Source organism: Daejeonella oryzae DSM 19973, assembly GCF_000422945.1.
In the GTDB taxonomy this organism is placed as follows: domain Bacteria; phylum Bacteroidota; class Bacteroidia; order Sphingobacteriales; family Sphingobacteriaceae; genus Daejeonella; species Daejeonella oryzae.
Genome location: NZ_AUHA01000002.1, coordinates 972,762 through 992,941, shown reverse-complemented (window position 1 = coordinate 992,941; position 20,180 = coordinate 972,762). Strand labels below are relative to the sequence as shown.

At 38.3% G+C, this 20,180-nt stretch carries 12 protein-coding genes; 8 read left to right on the top strand and 4 right to left on the bottom strand.

Going from position 1 to position 20,180, the window contains the following annotated elements; all coding sequences use genetic code 11:
- Nucleotides 1-99 precede the first annotated feature (99 nt).
- Both G521_RS0104745 and G521_RS0104740 read left to right on the top strand, forming a co-directional pair.
- A complete protein-coding gene (locus tag G521_RS0104745) occupies nucleotides 100-906 on the top strand; it encodes a hypothetical protein (RefSeq protein WP_026897510.1) in 807 nt (268 codons plus the stop codon).
- A gap of 16 nt (nucleotides 907-922) precedes the next feature.
- Nucleotides 923-3,712, top strand: coding sequence for a TonB-dependent receptor (locus G521_RS0104740; protein ID WP_026897509.1), 2,790 nt, complete (start codon nucleotides 923-925; stop codon nucleotides 3,710-3,712).
- 270 nt (nucleotides 3,713-3,982) lie between these two features.
- Here the strand turns inward: G521_RS0104740 and G521_RS16500 are convergent, their stop codons facing one another.
- From G521_RS16500 to kaiC, 4 genes are read right to left on the bottom strand one after another with little or no spacing between them, the layout of a single operon-like run.
- Nucleotides 3,983-5,644, bottom strand: a complete 1,662-nt coding sequence (locus G521_RS16500) for a PAS domain-containing sensor histidine kinase (protein ID WP_026897508.1) — start codon at nucleotides 5,642-5,644, stop codon at nucleotides 3,983-3,985.
- The gene (locus G521_RS0104725; protein ID WP_036678169.1) at nucleotides 5,637-5,981 is read right to left on the bottom strand and encodes a circadian clock KaiB family protein; all 345 of its coding nucleotides are present in this window, start codon (nucleotides 5,979-5,981) and stop codon (nucleotides 5,637-5,639) included. The genes G521_RS16500 and G521_RS0104725 overlap by 8 nt, the downstream gene beginning before the upstream one ends.
- A 4-nt stretch (nucleotides 5,982-5,985) precedes the next feature.
- Entirely contained in the window at nucleotides 5,986-6,300 is a 315-nt protein-coding gene (locus tag G521_RS0104720; RefSeq protein WP_051189464.1) for a circadian clock KaiB family protein, read from the bottom strand.
- Nucleotides 6,284-8,026 (bottom strand): circadian clock protein KaiC, encoded by a 1,743-nt coding sequence (kaiC, locus tag G521_RS0104715; RefSeq protein ID WP_026897505.1) that lies wholly within the window; start codon nucleotides 8,024-8,026, stop codon nucleotides 6,284-6,286. Before kaiC ends, G521_RS0104720 begins: the two co-directional genes overlap by 17 nt.
- A gap of 619 nt (nucleotides 8,027-8,645) precedes the next feature.
- Here kaiC and G521_RS0104710 point away from each other — a divergent pair.
- The 6 genes from G521_RS0104710 (at nucleotide 8,646) to G521_RS0104685 (ending at nucleotide 20,163) form a co-directional block, all read left to right on the top strand.
- On the top strand, nucleotides 8,646-9,176 hold the full coding sequence (locus G521_RS0104710; RefSeq protein ID WP_026897504.1) for a helix-turn-helix domain-containing protein: 531 nt from the start codon (nucleotides 8,646-8,648) through the stop codon (nucleotides 9,174-9,176).
- A gap of 148 nt (nucleotides 9,177-9,324) precedes the next feature.
- The gene (locus G521_RS17680; protein WP_051189462.1) at nucleotides 9,325-11,379 is read left to right on the top strand and encodes an ice-binding family protein; all 2,055 of its coding nucleotides are present in this window, start codon (nucleotides 9,325-9,327) and stop codon (nucleotides 11,377-11,379) included.
- A 77-nt stretch (nucleotides 11,380-11,456) separates the two neighbouring features.
- Nucleotides 11,457-13,394 carry an OmpA family protein gene (locus G521_RS0104700; protein ID WP_026897503.1) on the top strand — a complete coding sequence of 646 codons (1,938 nt, stop codon included), beginning with the start codon at nucleotides 11,457-11,459 and terminating at the stop codon, nucleotides 13,392-13,394.
- A 185-nt stretch (nucleotides 13,395-13,579) separates the two neighbouring features.
- On the top strand, nucleotides 13,580-14,527 hold the full coding sequence (locus tag G521_RS0104695) for a hypothetical protein (protein WP_026897502.1): 948 nt from the start codon (nucleotides 13,580-13,582) through the stop codon (nucleotides 14,525-14,527).
- 95 nt (nucleotides 14,528-14,622) lie between these two features.
- On the top strand, nucleotides 14,623-16,020 hold the full coding sequence (locus tag G521_RS17675; RefSeq protein ID WP_051189459.1) for a protein phosphatase 2C domain-containing protein: 1,398 nt from the start codon (nucleotides 14,623-14,625) through the stop codon (nucleotides 16,018-16,020).
- A gap of 45 nt (nucleotides 16,021-16,065) precedes the next feature.
- On the top strand, nucleotides 16,066-20,163 hold the full coding sequence (locus G521_RS0104685) for an FtsW/RodA/SpoVE family cell cycle protein (protein WP_026897501.1): 4,098 nt from the start codon (nucleotides 16,066-16,068) through the stop codon (nucleotides 20,161-20,163).
- Nucleotides 20,164-20,180 lie beyond the last annotated feature (17 nt).

The following is a 20,180-nucleotide window of genomic DNA, read 5'->3' as shown; positions in this document are numbered from 1 at the left end:
GGTCGGGCTTAAGCTAGAACAATTCAATTACTGATTTCTGATTTTTATCAATTGATCAAAGCATTAAACTCTTTACCGTTTCGTGAGTCAAAGAAAAATATGATTTATTTCCGCCCCAAACTAACTGCTCAGTTACTATTATTTGCAGCTTTAACTATTTCCTTTAATGCCTATTCTCAAAAAAAATCTGATGAAGTATTTATTAGCAAATGGGCTTCTAACAATCTGGAGGTAGATGGCAAGCTGAATGACTGGCCGGAGAAGCTAAATTTCAATGAAACAACCAAGTTATTCTATACCATCTCAAGTAATGAAAAGTTAATATTTGTTGCTTTAAAAAATGCAGCTCCTCAGGAACTTGCAAAAATTTTTAAATACGGAATCAGCTTTTCGGTAAATACGGAGGGGAAAAAGAAAGCCGAAACCGGCATTACATTTCCAATTGCACAACCAAGGACCGTGCGTCCAAATCCATCTAAAATTTCAGACACAACATCTTCAGGTATTGAGATGAAAAGAATGCGAGAAGAAATGCTGGCCCGTGTAACATCTATAAAAATTAATGGCTTTAAGGACATTATGGACGGCTCCATCTCGCTTTACAATACTTATGGAATTAAAGCGGCCGCAACATTTAATGAGCAGAATGAACTGCAAATAGAATTAGCGATTCCTCTGAGTTCTCTGGGAATTGACCAAAATTTTAAAGATCCTATTTATTACAACATTAAAGTTAATGGTCCTCAAAGAATGGTTATGTCTCCCGGCAGGAATTTTAATAGCCAAAACCGGGGGTTAATGACCAATAGGGACAGGATTAGAAGCGGAAGAATGGAAGGACCAAGCAGTTATAAAGTGTCTGCCTCAACTGAGTTTTGGATAAAAAGTGTACTGGCAAAAAAATAGATCTAAATACATATACATGAATAAAACTTTACTTTTTCTTTTTATTGCCTTCTTTCATTTTTCGGCTAATGCGCAAAGCGGCAGACAGGTTAGCGGAATTATTAGTGATTCTACAGGGATCAAAATCATCGCAGCAAGTGTTAAACTAATATCAGCCAGAGACACATTAACCAGCAGTACCAACGATAAGGGCGCTTTTGTTTTCAGGGATGTAAAGACCTCTGTTTTTATTATTACTGTAACCAGACTTGGATATGAACCTGTAATCCGGAAATATCTGTACAAAGAGGGTATTTCAGAACTTCAGCTAGACCCGATTATTTTAAAATTCGAGAGCAAGTTGCTCAATGAAGTGGTTATTTCTGGTACGCCTGCAGTTGTTATAAAAGAAGACACAGTCGAATACCGAGCATCCGACTATCAGCTTCGGGAAAATGCCCTTGCAGAAGATCTTCTGAAAAAACTTCCGGGAATAGAGGTTGATAAAGACGGAAACGTTAAAGCGCAGGGAAAAGCAGTTACCCGGGTTCGGGTTAATGGAAAAGATTTTTTTGGCGGAGATTTAAAAACTGCAACCCAGCAGATACCGGCAAACATCATTGATAAAATTCAGATTGTTGAGGATTATGGAGATCAGGCTAATCTGACCGGTATAAAAGACGGCGATCCTGAACGGATACTAAACATTCAAACACAGCCAAATAAAAATAACGGTTATTTTGCACGGGCTACTCTAGGCGGAGGAAATAAAGAACGATACCAGGCATCAGTTACAGCCAATTCATTTAGGGAAACTCAACAGCTTTCTGTATTGGCCAACCTGAATAATACCAATGCCTCCTTATTTAATTTTAGCGGTGGTGCCGGCGGTGGCGGTAGAATTCAGATAATGGGAGGTGGCGGTGGCCGCGGGCCGGCACAGGGTGGAGGAGACGGAATTACTTCAGTAGGTTCTCTGGGCTTAAATTATCGGGATGAGTGGAGCAAAAAAGTGTCCTCTTATGGAAGTTATAGTTTTTCTAACCGCAACAATGATGTATTGAGCAACGAAATCCGCCAGAACAATTTCCAGAATTCACTGATTAGTAATGATCAGAATAATAATAATAATACCATCAGCAACAATCACCGCTTAAACTGGAATCTGGAATATAAAATTGACAGCTTAAATTTTATTAAATTTTCGCCAACTTTTAATTATTCATTAAGCGATAATGAGGGTATTTCTAATTACCTGCAAAGTAATAATACTGCTCTGATTTCTCAGGGCTCTACATTTAGCAATACGGGCTCTGAAACTCCTTCATTAGGAGCCAATTTGTTACTGAACCATCGCTTTCCAAAGCGTGGAAGAAATATCTCTCTTAATTTATCTCTTAATAGCTCTGAGAATGATTCTGAAGAGGATCAGATTAATGAGTACATCAATTACGATGCTGCCGCCGGCAATACGGATGTTTATCGCCGCCAGCAACTGGATATTCTGAACCGGAATTTAAGCAGCGGAGCAACCTTATCATATAACGAACCTTTAAGCCGAACGGCTAATCTGGAATTCAATTACAGCTATAATTATTCGCATAATAATAATGAACGCCAAACTTATGATATAGATGAAACAGGAAATTCGGCATTGAATACAGATCAAAGTAATGATTATGATTATTCATTTACCACAAGCAACATCGGGATGAATTATCGTGTAAACCAAAAAAGATATAATTACTCATTGGGAGCCAGCATTCAGCCAACAGTTTTAGAGGGAAATGCCGTTATTTCAAATGTATTTACAACTTACCGGAACACAGGCCTGAATTTTATTCCCGTAGCCCGTTTTGCATATAATTTTTCGAAAACCCGCTCATTCAATGTGCGTTATTTTGGCAGAAGCAGCGAGCCATCTTACAGTCAGTTGCAGCCTATTGCCAATATTGCAAATCCCCAGTATCCCATTTTTGGTAATCCCGATCTGAATGCCGAATTCAATCATAGCCTGAATATGCGTTACAATAATTTCGATTTCGCATCCGGAAATGTTTTATTCACCAGTTTAACTGCAACATTTGCACAAAACAAGATTGTAACCAATATTTCCAGAAGAAATGATCCGGCGATAGGATTAATTCAAGAAACCCGGTATTTAAACACCGACGGATATTACGCAGTAAACGGATTTTATAACTTTTCCAAACCATTTGCAGAACGTAAGTACGTTTTCTCTTTAAATGGTTCGGCAAATTTTAATAATAACGTTTCTTTTAGTGATGATGAAAAAAATACAGGACGAAACTGGATTTTATCTCAGGGTTTAAATGTCCAGCTAAATCCAAGCAAATGGCTGGAAATAAATCCTGGGTTTAGTTACAGTTTCAATAAGAATTCGAATGATCTGGTAACCAATTCAAATACAGAAGTTTCTACTTACGGCATTAACTTCAACAGTAAAACTTATTTTCTTAAAACCTGGCTGATTGGTATAGATCTGAATAAAACTTTTAACAGCGGATATAGCAGCTTACTGGCAGCCGATCCGTTTATTATGAATACGTACCTGGAAAAGCAGTTTTTCAAAAACAAGAATGGAACACTGCGTTTACAGTCTTATGATTTGTTTAACGAGAATACAAGCGTTTCCAGAAATGTTACAGCTACCTCGATAACTGATAGTCGCAACAACAGGCTATCCAGATATTTTATGCTGAGCTTTACTATGCGCCTTCAAAAATTCAATGGTCAGCAAAGTCAGATGCAGATGCCGGGCAGGGAAAACCGTATGCAAATGAGGGGCGGCAACACTAGTTTTTAAAATTTATTTGCTTTTAGATGAGAGTAAAAAATGATATACAACTGCGATCAGCAAAGTCAAAACAATAATTGCAAATGTGGTATTACTCATAATAGCGTTTAGATTATATTTTTCTTTTTGAAAAATCCTCGGCGCTGAAATTAGAATTTTTATTTAATGATTTTCATTATCCTGAAAAAAATAAAATTTTAATATTGAAGTAATCACAGCTGTTTGAAATCACAAAAAAGGAGCAATTTAATATTGCTCCTTTTTTGGTTAACATTATTTTTATTGCTGTATCAGCGGAAGCTTAAAATAAAATGTTGAGCCGGCTCCTGGATTGCTATCTACACCTAATTCTCCGTCATGATCCTTGATTATTTCTGCACTTATAAATAAACCCATGCCTAAGCCACTGGCCAGAAATTTTTTGTCTTCAACCCGATAAAAACGTTCGAATATTTTTTCCTTTTGCTCAGGCAGCAATCCAATTCCGAAATCGGTGACAGAAACAAGAACTTCATTAAAATTTTTCCAAACGCTAACAATCATATCTTTGTTGCCGCTTGAATACTTTACTGCATTACTAATTAAATTCATTAAAACCTGCTCCAGTCTTTCAGCATTTCCATGAACAAATAAATTATTTTCAATGCTTTTTTCAATCTGAAAATCGGGATAAATATGATTGGAATTTTCTATACAATATTCCACCAGTTCAGAAATATTGAAGATCTCTCTGTTATAATCTAATCTGCCGGCATTAATTTTACTTACGTCAAGTAAATCACTAACCAAACCCTGAAGTTTGTTTAGTGCGACATTTGCTTTACCAATCAGATCTTTTACAATAGCAGGAACTTCTTCTTTTTTATAAGATGAAATTATTTGCAGATAACCTTTTAGACTTGTTAATGGCGTTTTAAGTTCATGACTTGCAATTCCAATAAACTCATCTTTAATCTCCAAAGCTTTCTTTTGATCTTCGATGTCAGTATTGGTTCCAAACCATGTTACAATTTCATCATTATCATTTTTATAGGCAATCGCATATCCTAAATACCACCGGTATACGCCATCACTCCGCTTCAGCCTGTACTCCATTTCATATGGGTGACCGGTTTCCAGAGAATATTTCCAGGTTTGTAATGTACTTTCCAAGTCATCGGGGTGAATAACCGGCTGCCAGCCCCAGCCCAGAGTTTCTTCAAAAGTTAAACCAGTATATTCGTACCAACGACTGTTATAATAATCCAGTTCACCTTTGGCATTGGCAGTCCATACAAATACCGGGATATTATTAGCTAAAAATTTAAAATGCTCTCTGCTGATCATCAGATCAGAAGTTCTTTCTCTAACAATTTGCTCTAACTCGTCGTTAAGTTTTTTGGAGAGATTCTGCGAATCCTCCAGAAGTTTATTTTGCTCTATTAACTGATTTTGTGTAGCCTTTTGAGAGGTGAGATCGGTGATAATTAAACTTAAAGCCTTGCCATCTTCCAAATCCATTGCATTACAGGAAATAAGGCATGAAGTTGCAGTATTATCGTTATTCAACAGAATTTCTGCTTTACTATCAACAATCCATCCTTCTTCTATCAGGTTATGATAATTTTGATGAGACTGATGGAATACATACGAATCAAATTTAGAGCCTATAACTTTATCTAAAGGAATATTTACCAGTCTGGCGAATTTAGAATTGCTGTATAATATAGTACGATCCTTATTTAAAGTGACAGCACCTTCATTCATTTTTTCTATAAAAATGCGATAGGTGTGGTCAGAGCTTTTTAAGGTGTATAATTGGTGGCCATCCAGACTTTTGACAACTAATGCGTCAATTTGCCCGGATCTGATGGCAAATATTGTATCAGTAGCTTCCTCCAATTGTAGCTTAAGATCTCTATTTTCATCAAGTAACTGATCGTATGATTTTTCCTTATTCAATTTCCCAATCGTTAAATTTTAAACCCAGACCTCTAAGTACTTTTCCTTTATCAGACATATCTCCTATTAATCTGCGCTCCGGAATTGCTGATTTTATTACCAGCATAGGAAGAGCAATAATTTGCTCCGTTTCCGCCATTTTTGGTTGCTGATATACATCAATCACTTCCAACTGATACTTATCTTTTAAATAGGTATCACAAATATTTTTAATATTTGACATCGCCCGAACCGAATTTGGCGAGGCTCCTGTTATAAATAAGCGTAAAATATAGGTCGCCGTATTTTCATTTTTCTGAGAATCTGCCGACTCCAATTCCTCGTCATTATATATCATACAATCATTTTACAGGAATGATGTTCAATCCTACTAAAACTTTTTCTTTATCAGATAAATCACCAATAATTCTCCTGATAGGCTCCGGAACTTTTTTCACCAAAGTAGGGATTGCAAAAATCTGATCGCCCTCTGCAAGTTGCGGATTTACGAGAAGATCAATTATTTCGATACGGTATTTACCAAATAAATGTTCTTCGCAGTATTTTTTAAGATTCTCTAATGCGGTGGCAGATTTAGGGGTATTACCGGCTACATAGAGCTTTAATTCCCACATATCTTCCATCGTATTTACCTCGGGATTAATTGGCATCATCATCATTTTTCTTTTTAGATTGACCCGTACGCAAGTTCAATATTTGTTCCTTATTATTATCTGAAATTTGCTTTTTTAAAGTTTCTTCCAGATAAACCTTATTTAGTTCTTCTTCAATTGACTCAAATTCGGTAGTTAGACTGGATATTTTCGCCTCCAGAACTTTTCTTTTTCTGCTAATTTCTCTATCCATTCTATTAGCGGCCTGATTCTTTAAAGCTTCACCGGTTTTTTCCCTTAATTGCTGAGATTCTCTGGCTGAGCCTGTTAAAACGCCGTCAGGTCCTAAATACAAATCCATAAGATCAATACCTTCATCCGTAATAATAAATTCGCGGATTTGATTGGAATGGTTCATACCTCTGGATTTCATGATATACATTCCCCTGTTTCGTTCTCCGTCTAATTCAATATCACGTACATACAGCCAGCTGTCCACTAATGAGGAAACACCTTCGTCAGTTTGTTCATTAACAACCGTATTTAAAGTTAAGGCGGTAAACATCACTGTTATCTGCTCATCCTGTAAAAAATCTATTAATCTGATGAGCATTGCTTTCACTTCACTAACAGATCCTACAGTAATTAAGTTAGTGATGGGATCAAGAATTACGACGCTTGGTTTAAATTTTCTAATCATTTTGTAAATAGAAACCAGATGCATTTCCAATCCATATAAGGTTGGGCGGGAGGCATTAAAAAGCAAAAATCCGTCGTCAACATGTTTTTTCAGATCGATGTTAATAGATTTCATGTTCCGGATAATCTGATTTGGCGATTCTTCAAAAGCAAAATAGATACAGCGCTCCTTTCTTTTGCACGCTTCATTAGCAAAATAAGAAGCTATACTGGTTTTTCCGGTTCCGGCTGTACCCGAAACGAGGATACTGCTGCCTTTGTAAAAACCTTCTCCTCCCAGCATTTTATCCAAAGATTTTATACCTGAAGATACCCGCTCCATAGAAACTTCCTTTTCTAGCAGCAAGGAAGTAACCGGCAACACAGAGATTCCTTCTTCGTCTATTAGGAAAGGATACTCATTGGTTCCGTGAACAGAACCTCGGTATTTAACAATCCTTAACCGCCGGGTAGAAATCTGGTTCACAATCCGATGATCCAGCAAAATCACACAATCAGATACATACTCTTCCAATCCCTGGCGTGTTAATTTTCCTTCACCGCGTTCTGCTGTAATAATTGCCGTTACTCCTTTTGATTTCAGCCAGTGAAATAATCTGCGAAGCTCAGCTCTTAATATATTTTGATTGGATAATCCTGAAAATAAATTCTCAATAGTATCTAAAACCACTCTTTTAGCTCCAATACTATCAATTGCATGTCCTAGTCTTATAAATAATCCGTCCAGATCATATTCTCCGGTCTCCTCAATTTCGCTTCTTTCTATATGAACATGGTCAACCCTGATTTTTTTGTCTTGCTGAAGTTTCTGCAAATCAAAACCTAAGGAAGCTACATTCATGGCTAGTTCTTCAGCTTTTTCTTCGAAAGCCATAAATACTCCGGGCTCGTTATATTCTAAAGCCCCTCTAACTATAAACTCCACTGACATCAGCGTTTTACCGCTGCCCGCTTCACCGCAAAGTAAAGTTGGTCTGCCTGTTGGTAAGCCGCCTCCTGTGATTTCATCCAGACCAGAAATTCCAGAATTAGATTTATGTAAATAAGGCAAGCCAGATCTGTTACTTTTATTCTTTTGAGTTTCAGCCATTGCTACGAGCTTAATTCATTTCTTAAAATCGGTATGATTTAAGAAATATTAAAAATTTAATTAGTCCCTGAATGATGATTAAACCTCTTAAAGGCATCTTTAGTCAGGAATAAAATTAATATCACTTTTTATGCCAGATCAAAAAATTGAGTCCAGAGGCAATTTTCAGGCAATGGAAACCAAGAGGATATTTTGAGAATTTGAAATTGTTTTAAAAATTTTAAGGAGTTTTGTAAAAATTTAGTTAAAAAGATACATAAACTCCTTTAAACTAATCAGAGGAAACTCACGTATACATGAATCAATAATCATAACTATACTTTAATCTAATATTATAAAAATTAAAAATTTTATCTCAAAAAATGGCTATTAATAACTTCATAAGAAATATTTTAATTCTGTGAATTAATTACTATCATATTTAAGTTTAAAAAATCCTCATAAAATACATCTCTTTATTTATCGCATATAAATTTCAAATAAGATTTTAAGCAGAAAATGCCGCCAGAAGCGGCTAATAGCAGAAATCTTCCTGTAGACTCGTTTCTAATTGCAACTCATCAAAATCCTCAAAACTCATTATTTAATTAAGGGACTCTCCTTTGTATAACAGGTCATAATGAAACTATTCATAAAAAACATGGTTTGCGAGCGATGCAAAATGATTGTAAGAATCGAATTTGAAAAAATTGGTCTTTATTGCACGTCTGTGGAACTTGGAGCAGTAGAAATTCTTGACTTTATATCAGACAAACAACTTCAAATGATTAAAGTCGCTATGCAAAAATGCGGTTTAGAGCTGATAGATAACAAAAGAAGCATTCTCATTCAAAAAATTAAAAATGTTGTTATCGAAATGGTTCACTATTCAGATTGCGATCTGAAAATTAATTTCTCTAATTATTTAAGTTCTGAATTAAATCTCAATTATACCTACCTGGCAAATATCTTTTCAGAAACAGAAGGAATTACCATTGAACATTATATGATCCTTCATAAAATAAAGAGAGTAAAAGAATTAATTGGCAATGATGAATTGAATTTAACAGAAATTTCGTGGAAGTTAAATTATAGCAGCGTGGCCCATTTATCAAATCAATTTAAAAAAATTACGGGAATTACTCCCTCCGCCTTCAAGCATTTGAACTAAAATCCACACTTAAAAAGTGTGAATCTTACAACTTATTTACAGAGTTGTATAACGTTTTCTAATGCAATAGAAGGTAGGTTTATAGCGTCCTAAATTCTGATCAATTCATAACAGAATATTAAAACAAGTATCAATAAAACGATTAATCATGAGCAAAACAATTACTTTTAAAACGGATAGTACGCAGGTGCACCATAGCCGGAGCTATTCTAAAATTTATAATACCATATGGTCCTTCTCCTTATTACTGATTGTCTTTTTAGCAGGATGTAAAAAAGATAATTTTGAAGGCGAAATTGTAGGCCTTTGCCCGGTTGTTGTTTCAACCGACCCTACAGATAAAGCTATTGATGTTGTTCTGGGTAAAGTAATATCTGCAACCTTCAATACCGATATGGAGGCTTCTACAATTAACAATACAACGTTTACAATTAAACAAGGAACCACGCTTATAAAAGGCACGGTTGCTCCTACTGCAAACGGAACTGTATTCACATTTAAGCCGGACGTTGCTTTGTTGCCATTTACCACTTACACGGGAACAATCTCAACAGGTGCAACTGATACATTGCGTACAGCAATGGTTGAGGATTATGTATGGTCATTCACCACAATTCCTCAGGTTTCATTATCAGCTAATCCGGCAGTCGGCGGTACCCTTCTTGGAGCTGGTACTTTTGCAAATGGGTCAGTTGTTACTGTATCTGCTGTACCAAATACAGGCTTTACCTTTACAAGCTGGACAGATAATGGTGTAGTTGCTTCATTAAGTCCGAGTTACCAGTTCACATTGGCAGGTAACAGAGCACTGGTTGCAAACTTTGCAGCAGTAACTGTAGGAAATTTTGCAGTGAATTTATCTTCAAATCCAGCTGCTGGCGGAATAACTGCCGGAGGCGGTCAATTTAGTGCAGGTTCTTTAGTAACTGTCACAGCTTCTCCAAATACAGGTTATACGTTTGTAAACTGGACAGATAACGGAGCTATTGTTTCTACCAGTTCAAGCTTTCAGTTTTTAATAAGCGGAAACAGAACACTGGTGGCCAACTACAGAGTTGTACCTGCTTCCCAATTAGCGGTAGTATTATCATCGAGCCCTACTGCAGGTGGTACAACTGACGGAGAAGGTTCTTATAATTCTGGATCTTCAGTAACTGTAACATCGAATCCAAACCCGGGTTACACTTTTACTAACTGGACAGATAAAGCTACCGGAGTTGTTGCGTCTACAAGCGCAAATTATACGTTCGTATTAAATGCCAACAGAACATTGGTTGCTAATTTTACAATTAACACCTACACTCTAACTGTAAATGCTGTCAATGGAAACGTTGTAAAAAACCCTAATCAGGCAAATTACAATCATGGAAGCACAGTTCAGCTTACAGCTACTGCAAATGCAGGTTTCGTATTCTCATCATGGAGCGGAGATGCTTCGGGTTCAGCAAATCCTCTAACGGTTAATATGAATTCGAACAAAATAATCACTGCTAATTTTACTCCAGTGTTAGCTATCGGCCCCGGCCCTATCAATTTAGGCTTAGCTGCTGATTATTCAATCTTAACTAAATCCGGCATATCAAGTACAGGTATTACTTCAGTAGAGGGTAATATTGGAGTGAGTCCGGCTGCTGCCACCTCAATTACCGGTTTTGGATTAATAATGGATACCAACGGTCAGTCTTCACACACAACCATTGCTACACATGTTACCGGAAAAGTTTATGCATCTGATTATGCTGCACCTACTCCAAGCAATTTGACAGTAGCAATTGCAAATATGGAAACTGCATATACCACTGCAAATAATTTAGTAACTCCTGCACCTATTCTTGAAAGAGGAGCCGGAAATATAAGCGGTCTTACGTTGGCTCCAGGTCTTTATAAATGGAGTACTGGAGTTTTAATTGATCCTAATGCTAGTGTGACTTTATCAGGAGGACCAAATGATACATGGGTTTTCCAGATCGCACAAGACCTTACTCTGAATAATAGTGCACAGGTTAGGTTGCTGGGCGGCGCACAAGCCAAAAACATTACATGGGTTGTTGCAGGTCAGGCAGTTCTTCAAACCAACACAGTATTATTCGGAAATATCCTGAGTAAAACGCTTATTTCCCTGAATACAGGTTCAAAAGTTACTGGTAGATTATTGGCACAAACTGCTGTTACCTTAAATACAGCCACGGTTATCAAACCATAATCACCTTATATTATAAGTTTATCCCCTTCGGGGGATTTACTAAAACAAACGAAAAAACTTTTTAAAAAAGATATCTCATGTTACCCACAAATAAAATAACACAAAAATTTATCATCTGTTCTTTGATGATCATACTGGGCTTCGGTTCAGTGCAGGGACAGACTACACAGCCAACCTGGTGGTTTGGTGTATCTGGTGCCGCAAATTTTAACTTCTATGATGGAACAACTCAAAGATTAAATAATTCATTAATTGTTCCTGCTGCCTTTCATAAAGGATTTGGAGTACGTCCTTTCGGATCTTTTCTAATGGAATATCGTCCAGCAGGAATATTAGGAGCCATGTTAAATGTTGGCTATGATGGCCGCGGTGCAAAGTTTGATGATGTGATTGCAGCTTGCGATTGCCCGGCAACTTTGCAAACCAATACGAGTTACCTAACCGTTGAACCAAGCCTGCGTTTGGGACTTCCTTCTTCTAACTTCTACTTTTTTGCCGGTCCTCGTGTAGCATTCAATTTACAGAATGATTTTGAATACACTCAAGAAAAGCAGCCTAATACCGATGGAGAAATGAGCGCAATGCGCAATTCTCTGATTTCAGGTCAGGTAGGTATGGGATATGATTTCCAAATTTCTCCTGCAGGCAGTGCAAACAAAGTGAATCTTTCACCATTTGTTTCCTTCCATCCATACTTCGGACAAGATCCGCGTGATATAGAAAGTTTATCTATTACCACAGTTAGAACCGGAATTGCCTTAAAATTTGGTAAATCTAAAAAAGCCCCGGTTACAGAATCTCCTGTTGTTGCAGTACCTGTACGTGAAGTTACTTTTGCTGTACGTGGTCCTAAAACCCTTCCTTTAACACGCCAGATAAGTGAAACTTTGCCACTTCGTAATTCTGTATTTTTTGATGAAGGATCAGCGATGATACCAGGCCGTTACATATTGCTTTCCAGCACGCAGGCAACGGCTTTTAAAGAAGAGCAATTACAGAAAGAACAAACAGAAACTATGACTGGCCGTTCTGCCAGACAATTGAACGTTTATTATAACATCCTGAATATTTTAGGAGATCGCATGAGAGCAAATTCGGGTTCAAGTATCGCGTTAAGCGGTGCTTCTGCCAAAGGACCTCAGGAAGGTAAAGCGTTTGCTGAGTCGATAAAACAATATTTGGTTTCTGTATTCGGAATTGAGGCCTCTAGGATTTCTACTAAAGGCCGGACTAAGCCCCTTATTCCTTCTGAGCAGCCGGGTGCAACCAAAGAGCTGGTAGTACTTCGTGCTGGAGACAGACGTGTTGATATTGAAAGCAGTTCTTCTGAATTATTAATGGAAGTTGGCGGCGGTATGATGAAACCTGTACAATTTATTGCTACTCAAGCAGATCCTCTTGACAGTCATGTAGTTTTCAACGCAGACGGAGCAAATGTTTTATTGAAAACATGGTCTGTAGAAATGACTAATGAAGCAGGTACTATCCAAAAATTCGGTCCTTTTACAAGAGATCAGGAAAGTGTTCCGGGAATGTCAATTTTAGGTAATGCAGCAGAAGGAAACTACAAAGTGACTTTATTGGGCGAAACTAAAAATGGAACTCCTGTTAAAAAAGAAAGTACTCTTCGTTTGGTACGCCAGGATGAAACTACTCCAAAAGGTTTCCGCTACAGTATTTTATTCGATTTCAACAAGGCCAATTCAATCGCTTCATATGATAAATTCTTAACGGATGTAGTTACTCCATTAATATCTGAAGGTTCAACAGTAATTGTACATGGTCACACAGATGTTATCGGAGAAGAAGGTTACAACCAGAAATTATCTTCAAACCGGGCCTTGCAAACTCAGAAAATTCTTGAGCGTGCATTGTCCGCTTCCGGAAGAAATAATGTAAAATTTGAAACTATGGGTTTTGGAGAAGACGTGAGCCACTCACCGTTTGAAAACAATCTTCCCGAAGAACGTTTTTACAACAGAACCGTAATTATTGATATTATTCCGGTTAAATAATCAGCATCAAATAAAATACAAGGCGGGAGCAATCCCGCCTTTTTTTGTTTGTAATTATCTGAATATCAGAAAATATTAATCTGATAATTATTAGCAATTACTTAATCTTATTAAAACGTATTCAGTACAGGTTTTAGTGGTATAAAAATTGTAATTACACGAAATAAATTTATTCTTTATAATTTATGGAAGAAAAATCTACCTTCTGGGAGCGCCTTAATATACATGAATGGTTTTTGACCGGAGATGAGGTTAACACCTCTTCAAAACCTCAGTCACTTACTCCAAATGATGTTTACACCTATATTCTGAATAAATTTAACGAATCTATAACCGAATTATCTTTCGCAAACAGGCAGGTATTTTATCATGAATTTATCATCTGCTTTAGTCCTGATGATTTCAAAGAATTTATGGATAACAAACAAGGCATTTTTGGTTTGATTGTACATGAATCCGTAAAGAAATTTTATTTGCTTTTGCAGGATTACCGAAATAAAGGAAAAACGGTAGAGCCATCCAGTTCTAAATGGGTGTTCAGGTTTGTTTCTCATCCCGATTATCAAAAAGGAGATATGGGTTTTATGGGAAAGCTTTTACCGGGTAGCGATCAGAAAGAAGAAAATTTGCGGGTAACTTTTATTCCCCGGCAAACGGGAATTGCTCAGACTTATGACGTGAACCAGGAAATTCTCAAAGGGTTTACATTTTACAGCGAGGGTTATTACGAGGTTCCGTATGCGGAAGAACTGCAATACGACGAAAAAAATCCTGCGGCTCCGGTGAAAACACTGGCCCGCCTGGAGACAATTCTTCACGAAAAGGAATTTTCCGGAAAGCGGGTCGAATATTTAATGAAAGAAAATGAAATTCTGGTATCCGGAAAAGATGAAACCCGTGATGATAAAAATATTTTCATAGTTCCATCAGACTGGGTTAATACACCGCATCTGCAAATACGGCATAATACTTCTGATGGTAAATTTTACCTTGCTTCGTTCGGCGAAAAAACAATTCTCAATGAAAAAGAAGTTAAAATCAGCGAAATAAATCATCCGGAATGGGTAGAATTACCCCTTAACTCCAGAATTATGCTGAACGGTATTATTGGCATTAATATTTTTAAATCCTGATCTGATGGCTCATATTCTATCCATGGCCTTATTGGTCCTCTGCGTATTTTTATTAATTGCTCATTTTATGGATATAAAAAACTCATATAAACGTAATGACTGAAATTTACTTCGGAAAAACAGATACGGGGAAAGTTCGCGGCAATAATGAAGATACTTTTATTGCTGAAAAAATAAGCGCAAATGAGCTGATTATTGCCTGCGTAATTGATGGCGTAGGCGGTTACTCCGGCGGTGAAATAGCAGCAGAAATTGCCCGGAAAAGCATTATCGAGCATTTCGAAAATCCTGTTAAGGATTTGACTTCCCTAATGAAAGAATCGTTTAATAAAGCTAACGAAAGAATTTACGAAGCCAAATTAAGTAATCCTCAGCATTCTAATATGGCCTGTGTGCTCACGCTGGCGATAGTCGATCTGGAAAAAAATCAATTTTCATACGCCCATGTTGGCGATACCAGATTGTATTTGCTTCGCGATAAGTCACTGGTTAAAATATCTACAGACCATTCTTTTATAGGGTTTTTGGAAGAAAGCGGTCGCCTGACAGAAGAAGCAGCCATGCGTCATCCCAAAAGGAATGAAATAAATAAAGCCCTGGGCATGAAAGAGCAATCTGGAAGCAAGGATGATTTTATTGAAACCGGCCAATCTCCGTTTTTACCCGGTGACATATTAATGCTTTGCAGCGACGGGCTGACCGATATGGTGGATAAGAAGCAAATTACATCTATTCTTGTACGGGAAAATTCGCTGCAGGAAAAATGCAATTTATTAATAGATGCTGCCAACCAAAATGGCGGCAAGGATAATATTACCGTTGTACTGGTATTTAACAACAATCAGCCGGTTAAACAATCGGCAACAATGCCGGTTCAAAACCTGAAAGAAAAAATGCCTTCTGTTAAGGAATCAGCTTTGACAGAAACCGTCGTGAATAGTGCTGAATCAGAACAATCCGGGCCGCCAAAAAAGAGAGGCCGAAAAAGCATTATTATACTTTCTGTTCTGTGCCTCATATTTCTGAGTTCATTTTTATGGATGCTTTGGAATAGCAATACGAAAGAACAGGTAAAACAAGAAAATTATGCCCCTGCGGTTGTTGTAAATACCAGAAATTCATCTGAAATAAAATTACAGGAAACTATCGATGCCTTTCAGGGAGACTCACTGATTCTTTCTGATTCCGTTTTTGGAAAAACTATTATTATTAGCGATACGATCTTTATCAGGCGGGATTCCCTTTACATGAAAGCCAGCGGCAAGCTGGAGCTTAAAAGTGCCGGCAATTATTCCGGACCCGCTTTACTGATTTCGCCGGATGCTAGAAATACTGTGCTTGACAGTTTAACATTCCGGAATTTCAATATCGCCATATCAGCAGCTCCGGATGTTTTGCTATTGAAAAACGCCAGATTTTATAATTGCAAAACAGAGGTAGAAACACTTCCCACTCTGCAACGAAACGCTCCTGTTAACAAGCAGCCCGAATAGAATTACCCTCAATCAACCAGATCTCATCTACTCCAATTAATAAATATGATTAAAAATCTACCTGCTACCAACAGAAAAAGAGAACGGATTTTTTTAATACTTATCGGCTTTGTTTTTCTTCTGCTATTCTTCAGCTTATATAATACGTTGCAAAAAGACTTTAGTGATGTTTCCAGAAGATTGGCCGACGGCACCATGGTGAACCTGAATGAAGGAAATCCCGGCGAACGCATTAAAACGCTTCTGGAAAAAGGCTATTATTTTGAGGACAAAAAGGATATTCAATTGATTGAGTCGGTTGTTGAGGAAAGATTGCCAAATAAAAATAGTCAGATTGATAACACAGGCGAAATCAATAAACGTAAATACACAATTTCTGCGGATGAAGCGTACACACGCGGCGGAGAATCTTTTAAGAAACGCGTAAAAGCATCCCGCTCTTTGCTGGGCTTTACCGGCAACGATTCTCTCCTGTTCGATCAGGAAAGAACCAAACCGCAATCCTTTTCTTCAACAACAAACCTTGCCGCCGGACAATATACTTTAAGCGGTACTATCCTCAATAAGGATGAAAAGCCGGTTAGCGGTGTTGTGGTTCGGCTCCAAATGATAATCCCGCAGGATAGTATTTCCAGCGATATGGAAGAGGTAGAAAAAGTAGCTATAGAAAGCACTTCAGGAATTACTAAAGTTTTTATTCAGGATGAAAATAAACTTAAAAAACTACAGTCTTTAACAGCTTATGCCCGTACAAACGACAATGGCGAGTTCGCTTTCAGCAACCTTCCCGATGAAAAAGCATACCGGGTTTTACCTTTGCAGCCGGGTTTCCAATTTGGAACTTCCCAGGGGATTCAAAAACTTGATGAAAATGTTTCCTTCCGTTTTTTACAATCTCCTCATACCATTCGCCTGTTATCACCTCGTGATTTTACTATCCTGAAAAAGGAAAAATCTTTAATTGTACGTACACCTGATGAATTTAACCGATGGTACTGGATTATTGCGGCTAGTTTTATCGTTTCATTTTTACTGCTCCATGTAATTATATCCAGATTTTTTCCGCAGGCCGACCAATTGATCCTCCCATTTTTAATGATCATGACCGGCTTATCCTTTCTTACATTACTGAGTCTTCAGGACCCTTTACGGGATCGGTTTCTGGCCAAAAACACGCTTACATTTTTTGGAATCGGCATGGCCGGAATTTGTGCACTCTTGTTATTTAATGTGCGAAAATTCAATGCCGACTCCCTTTTATATCGCATGTTTATTTTTAAAAGCATACGCAAAGCTGCCAACGGATGGCCGTGGATTGCACTGGCTATTGTTTTACTGGCCTCAACCATTGTGCTGGGAACCGGGCCCGAAGGCAGCGGGGTAAAAGTAAATTTATTTGGCATTCAGCCCAGCGAAATTGTTAAATACCTCGTAATACTGTTCCTTGCGGGATTTTTTACAGCCAATGAAAAATTTATAAGTCAGTATCCCAGCTTAAAAAAACGCTGGTCGTTTTTCTCATTCGCACTGATTGCCATATTTGTCTGCTTGCTGCTATTTCTTCTTTTGGGAGATCTGGGTCCCGCAATGGTGGTTTGTTTTACCTTCATTATTTTATTTTCTTTTTCTAGAGGCGATTTCATGTTTATGATAGCCTCGGTTGTTTTCTACGTGCTGGCTAACTGGATACTGAAAAGCGTGTGGTTATCCGCAGGTCTTACCGTATTTGTGTTAATCTTAGTTACTCTGTTTAAACGTAAACAACTAAGTGAATCTGCTATTATGGTATTGATCATAATGGCCGGATTTTTAACTATTGATCAAATTCCACAGCTTAATAAAATTTTCCCGGGACCGGTACAACGGCTTGTTGAACGGAAGGCAATCTGGCTGGATGCCTGGAACAATGAAGTATATGGCGGAGACCAGGTAGCCAATGGAATATGGGCCATGTCTTCCGGCGGACTGACCGGGCAGGGAATCGGGCAGGGTTTTGCCAAAACAATTCCGGAGGCGCATACCGATATGATTTTGCCTTCCATCGGCGAAGAATTTGGCTGGGCAGGAATTATTTCGGTTTTTATATTATTCATTTTGTATTTGCACAGGTCGATTATAATAGGCCGGCAAACGGGCATGACTTTTCTCTTTTACTTATGTGCCGGAATCGGAATATGCACATTTGTACAATTCCTGCTGATTGCCGGAGGCTCAACCGGTGCCTTGCCGCTATCGGGCGTATCATTGCCTTTTCAAAGTTATGGCGGATCTTCTCTGGTTGTAAACATGCTTGCTGCCGGATTTTTGCTATCGGCATCCTTAACCAAAGGAACCGTGGTACAGATGACTTACGTAAGCACACAGCATGACCGTAACCTCGTTCCCGCTCTTGCTGCCGCCTTTATCGGGATTCTGTTATTGACTGCAAGTGTATCCAGATATTTTCTGAATAATACAAAATGGGTGGTAAAACCTTCGCTGGTTGCCGATAAAAGCGGAGCACGTATGTTCAGCTACAATCCCCGGATTTCTATTCTGATGAACAAACTCGAAGCCGGATCTTTATATGACCGGCAGGGAAGAATTCTGGCAACAAGTAAACCCGATCTGATCCGAAAACAAAAGAATATCCTTCGCGAAGCGGGTATTTCTAATTACGACATCGACTCAGCTGAGCATAAACGGCTCGACCGGTATTATCCTTTTGAAGAACAAATGTTTTTCTGGATAGGAGATGCGAATACGGGAGTTTTTAATGGCAGCGTTAACGGTTATTTTGCAGAATATGAGCATTCTGCCGAACTAAGGGGATTTGAAACAACTTCAAGTAAATTTGATGTAATCGCAAACCGCTACCGCGAAGACCGTTTTCTTGCCAGAGGAGTTAAGGAAATGACCGTCAGCAAAAAAGATTATAGCGCCTTGGGACCTTTACTTATCGCCGGAATAAACAGCGAAAAAGTCGAATCCTTTAAAAATCAAAACCGGGATGTACAGTTAACCATGGATGCAGGCTTACAAACCAGCATTCAAAAATCCATTTCACTGGATGATTCATTAAAAGACAACCGGGTTTCTGTGGTAATTATGGAGGGTTCCAGCGGTGATGTAATCGCTTCAGCGATGTATCCGCTTCCCGAAACCAAGAACTGGGAAAGACTTACCATGTCTCCTGCTGAACAAAACAATCTGTCGGAATGGACCAGCACCCAGGATTTAGGATTTACATACGCCTCGCAGCCCGGTTCTACAGCAAAAGTATTAACTGCGCTGGCAGCTTTTAATAAAATGGGTGAGGCTGCCGCTGATAAAAAATACAGCGTAAGCGCTTTTGAACGAATCCGCACAAAAGGGCCTGAACCGGATGAAACCGGGTTGATCAATATGCAGCGAGCCATTGTGAAATCCAACAACGTATTTTTTATAAAGTTGGCGAATGAAGAACATCTTCAAAATGAAATGACCAACCTTTATATGAAAACCGGGATGTTTTTGCACGGAGTTGGCGGATATTATTACGGGAAAAAACCTGGTAATAGCATTCAGGAAAGTAAGTGGCGTGAGCTTTGGGAAAAGACCGAATTTAACAGCAAACCCCGTTACAATCCGGCCAACATACGTCGAACACGTGCCAAAGGAATTTCGGGAATGTCATGGGGACAAGGGGAGCTCATTGCTACGCCTGCATCGGTAGCACGCCTGGCGGCGGGAATTTCCAATAACGGAATTATGCTGCCTGACCGTTACGTTTTAAAAGCCGGAAATCGGGAAATACCAACAGAAAGTGGAACAAAGCTGGCAAACAGTTCAGAATATGCCCGCCTGCTTACCAATTACATGAAAGAACAAAGTGCTCCCAAAGCATATACTTTAGGAATATCTGTAGCTGGTAAAACCGGAACACCGGAAAGAATCTGGAAAGGCAAAGGGATAAATGATGGATGGTATGTATTTTTTGCGCCCAAAGCCAATGGGCCCGGGAATATGGTTGTTTGTGTACGCATCGAATCAACCAAAGGATCAAGTGACGCAGTTCAGCTTGCCGGCAAGCATGTGGTTCCTCTTTTAATTAAAAAAGGATACATTAAAAGTTTTGCTCGAAATTCACTTTTGGCGAGTTCAGCGGGTAAAGCTCTTAACTAAAACTTAAATTAAGTTTT

What these genes read in the sequence shown, in the direction of transcription:
- G521_RS0104745 (WP_026897510.1), top strand. Translation starts at nt 100, where the DNA reads ATGATTTATTTCCGCCCCAAACTAACTGCTCAGTTACTATTATTTGCA.
- G521_RS0104740 (WP_026897509.1), top strand. Translation starts at nt 923, where the DNA reads ATGAATAAAACTTTACTTTTTCTTTTTATTGCCTTCTTTCATTTTTCG.
- G521_RS0104725 (WP_036678169.1), bottom strand. Translation starts at nt 5,981, where the DNA reads ATGATATATAATGACGAGGAATTGGAGTCGGCAGATTCTCAGAAAAAT.
- G521_RS0104720 (WP_051189464.1), bottom strand. Translation starts at nt 6,300, where the DNA reads ATGATGATGCCAATTAATCCCGAGGTAAATACGATGGAAGATATGTGG.
- kaiC (WP_026897505.1), bottom strand. Translation starts at nt 8,026, where the DNA reads ATGGCTGAAACTCAAAAGAATAAAAGTAACAGATCTGGCTTGCCTTAT.
- G521_RS0104710 (WP_026897504.1), top strand. Translation starts at nt 8,646, where the DNA reads ATGAAACTATTCATAAAAAACATGGTTTGCGAGCGATGCAAAATGATT.
- G521_RS17680 (WP_051189462.1), top strand. Translation starts at nt 9,325, where the DNA reads ATGAGCAAAACAATTACTTTTAAAACGGATAGTACGCAGGTGCACCAT.
- G521_RS0104700 (WP_026897503.1), top strand. Translation starts at nt 11,457, where the DNA reads ATGTTACCCACAAATAAAATAACACAAAAATTTATCATCTGTTCTTTG.
- G521_RS0104695 (WP_026897502.1), top strand. Translation starts at nt 13,580, where the DNA reads ATGGAAGAAAAATCTACCTTCTGGGAGCGCCTTAATATACATGAATGG.
- G521_RS17675 (WP_051189459.1), top strand. Translation starts at nt 14,623, where the DNA reads ATGACTGAAATTTACTTCGGAAAAACAGATACGGGGAAAGTTCGCGGC.
- G521_RS0104685 (WP_026897501.1), top strand. Translation starts at nt 16,066, where the DNA reads ATGATTAAAAATCTACCTGCTACCAACAGAAAAAGAGAACGGATTTTT.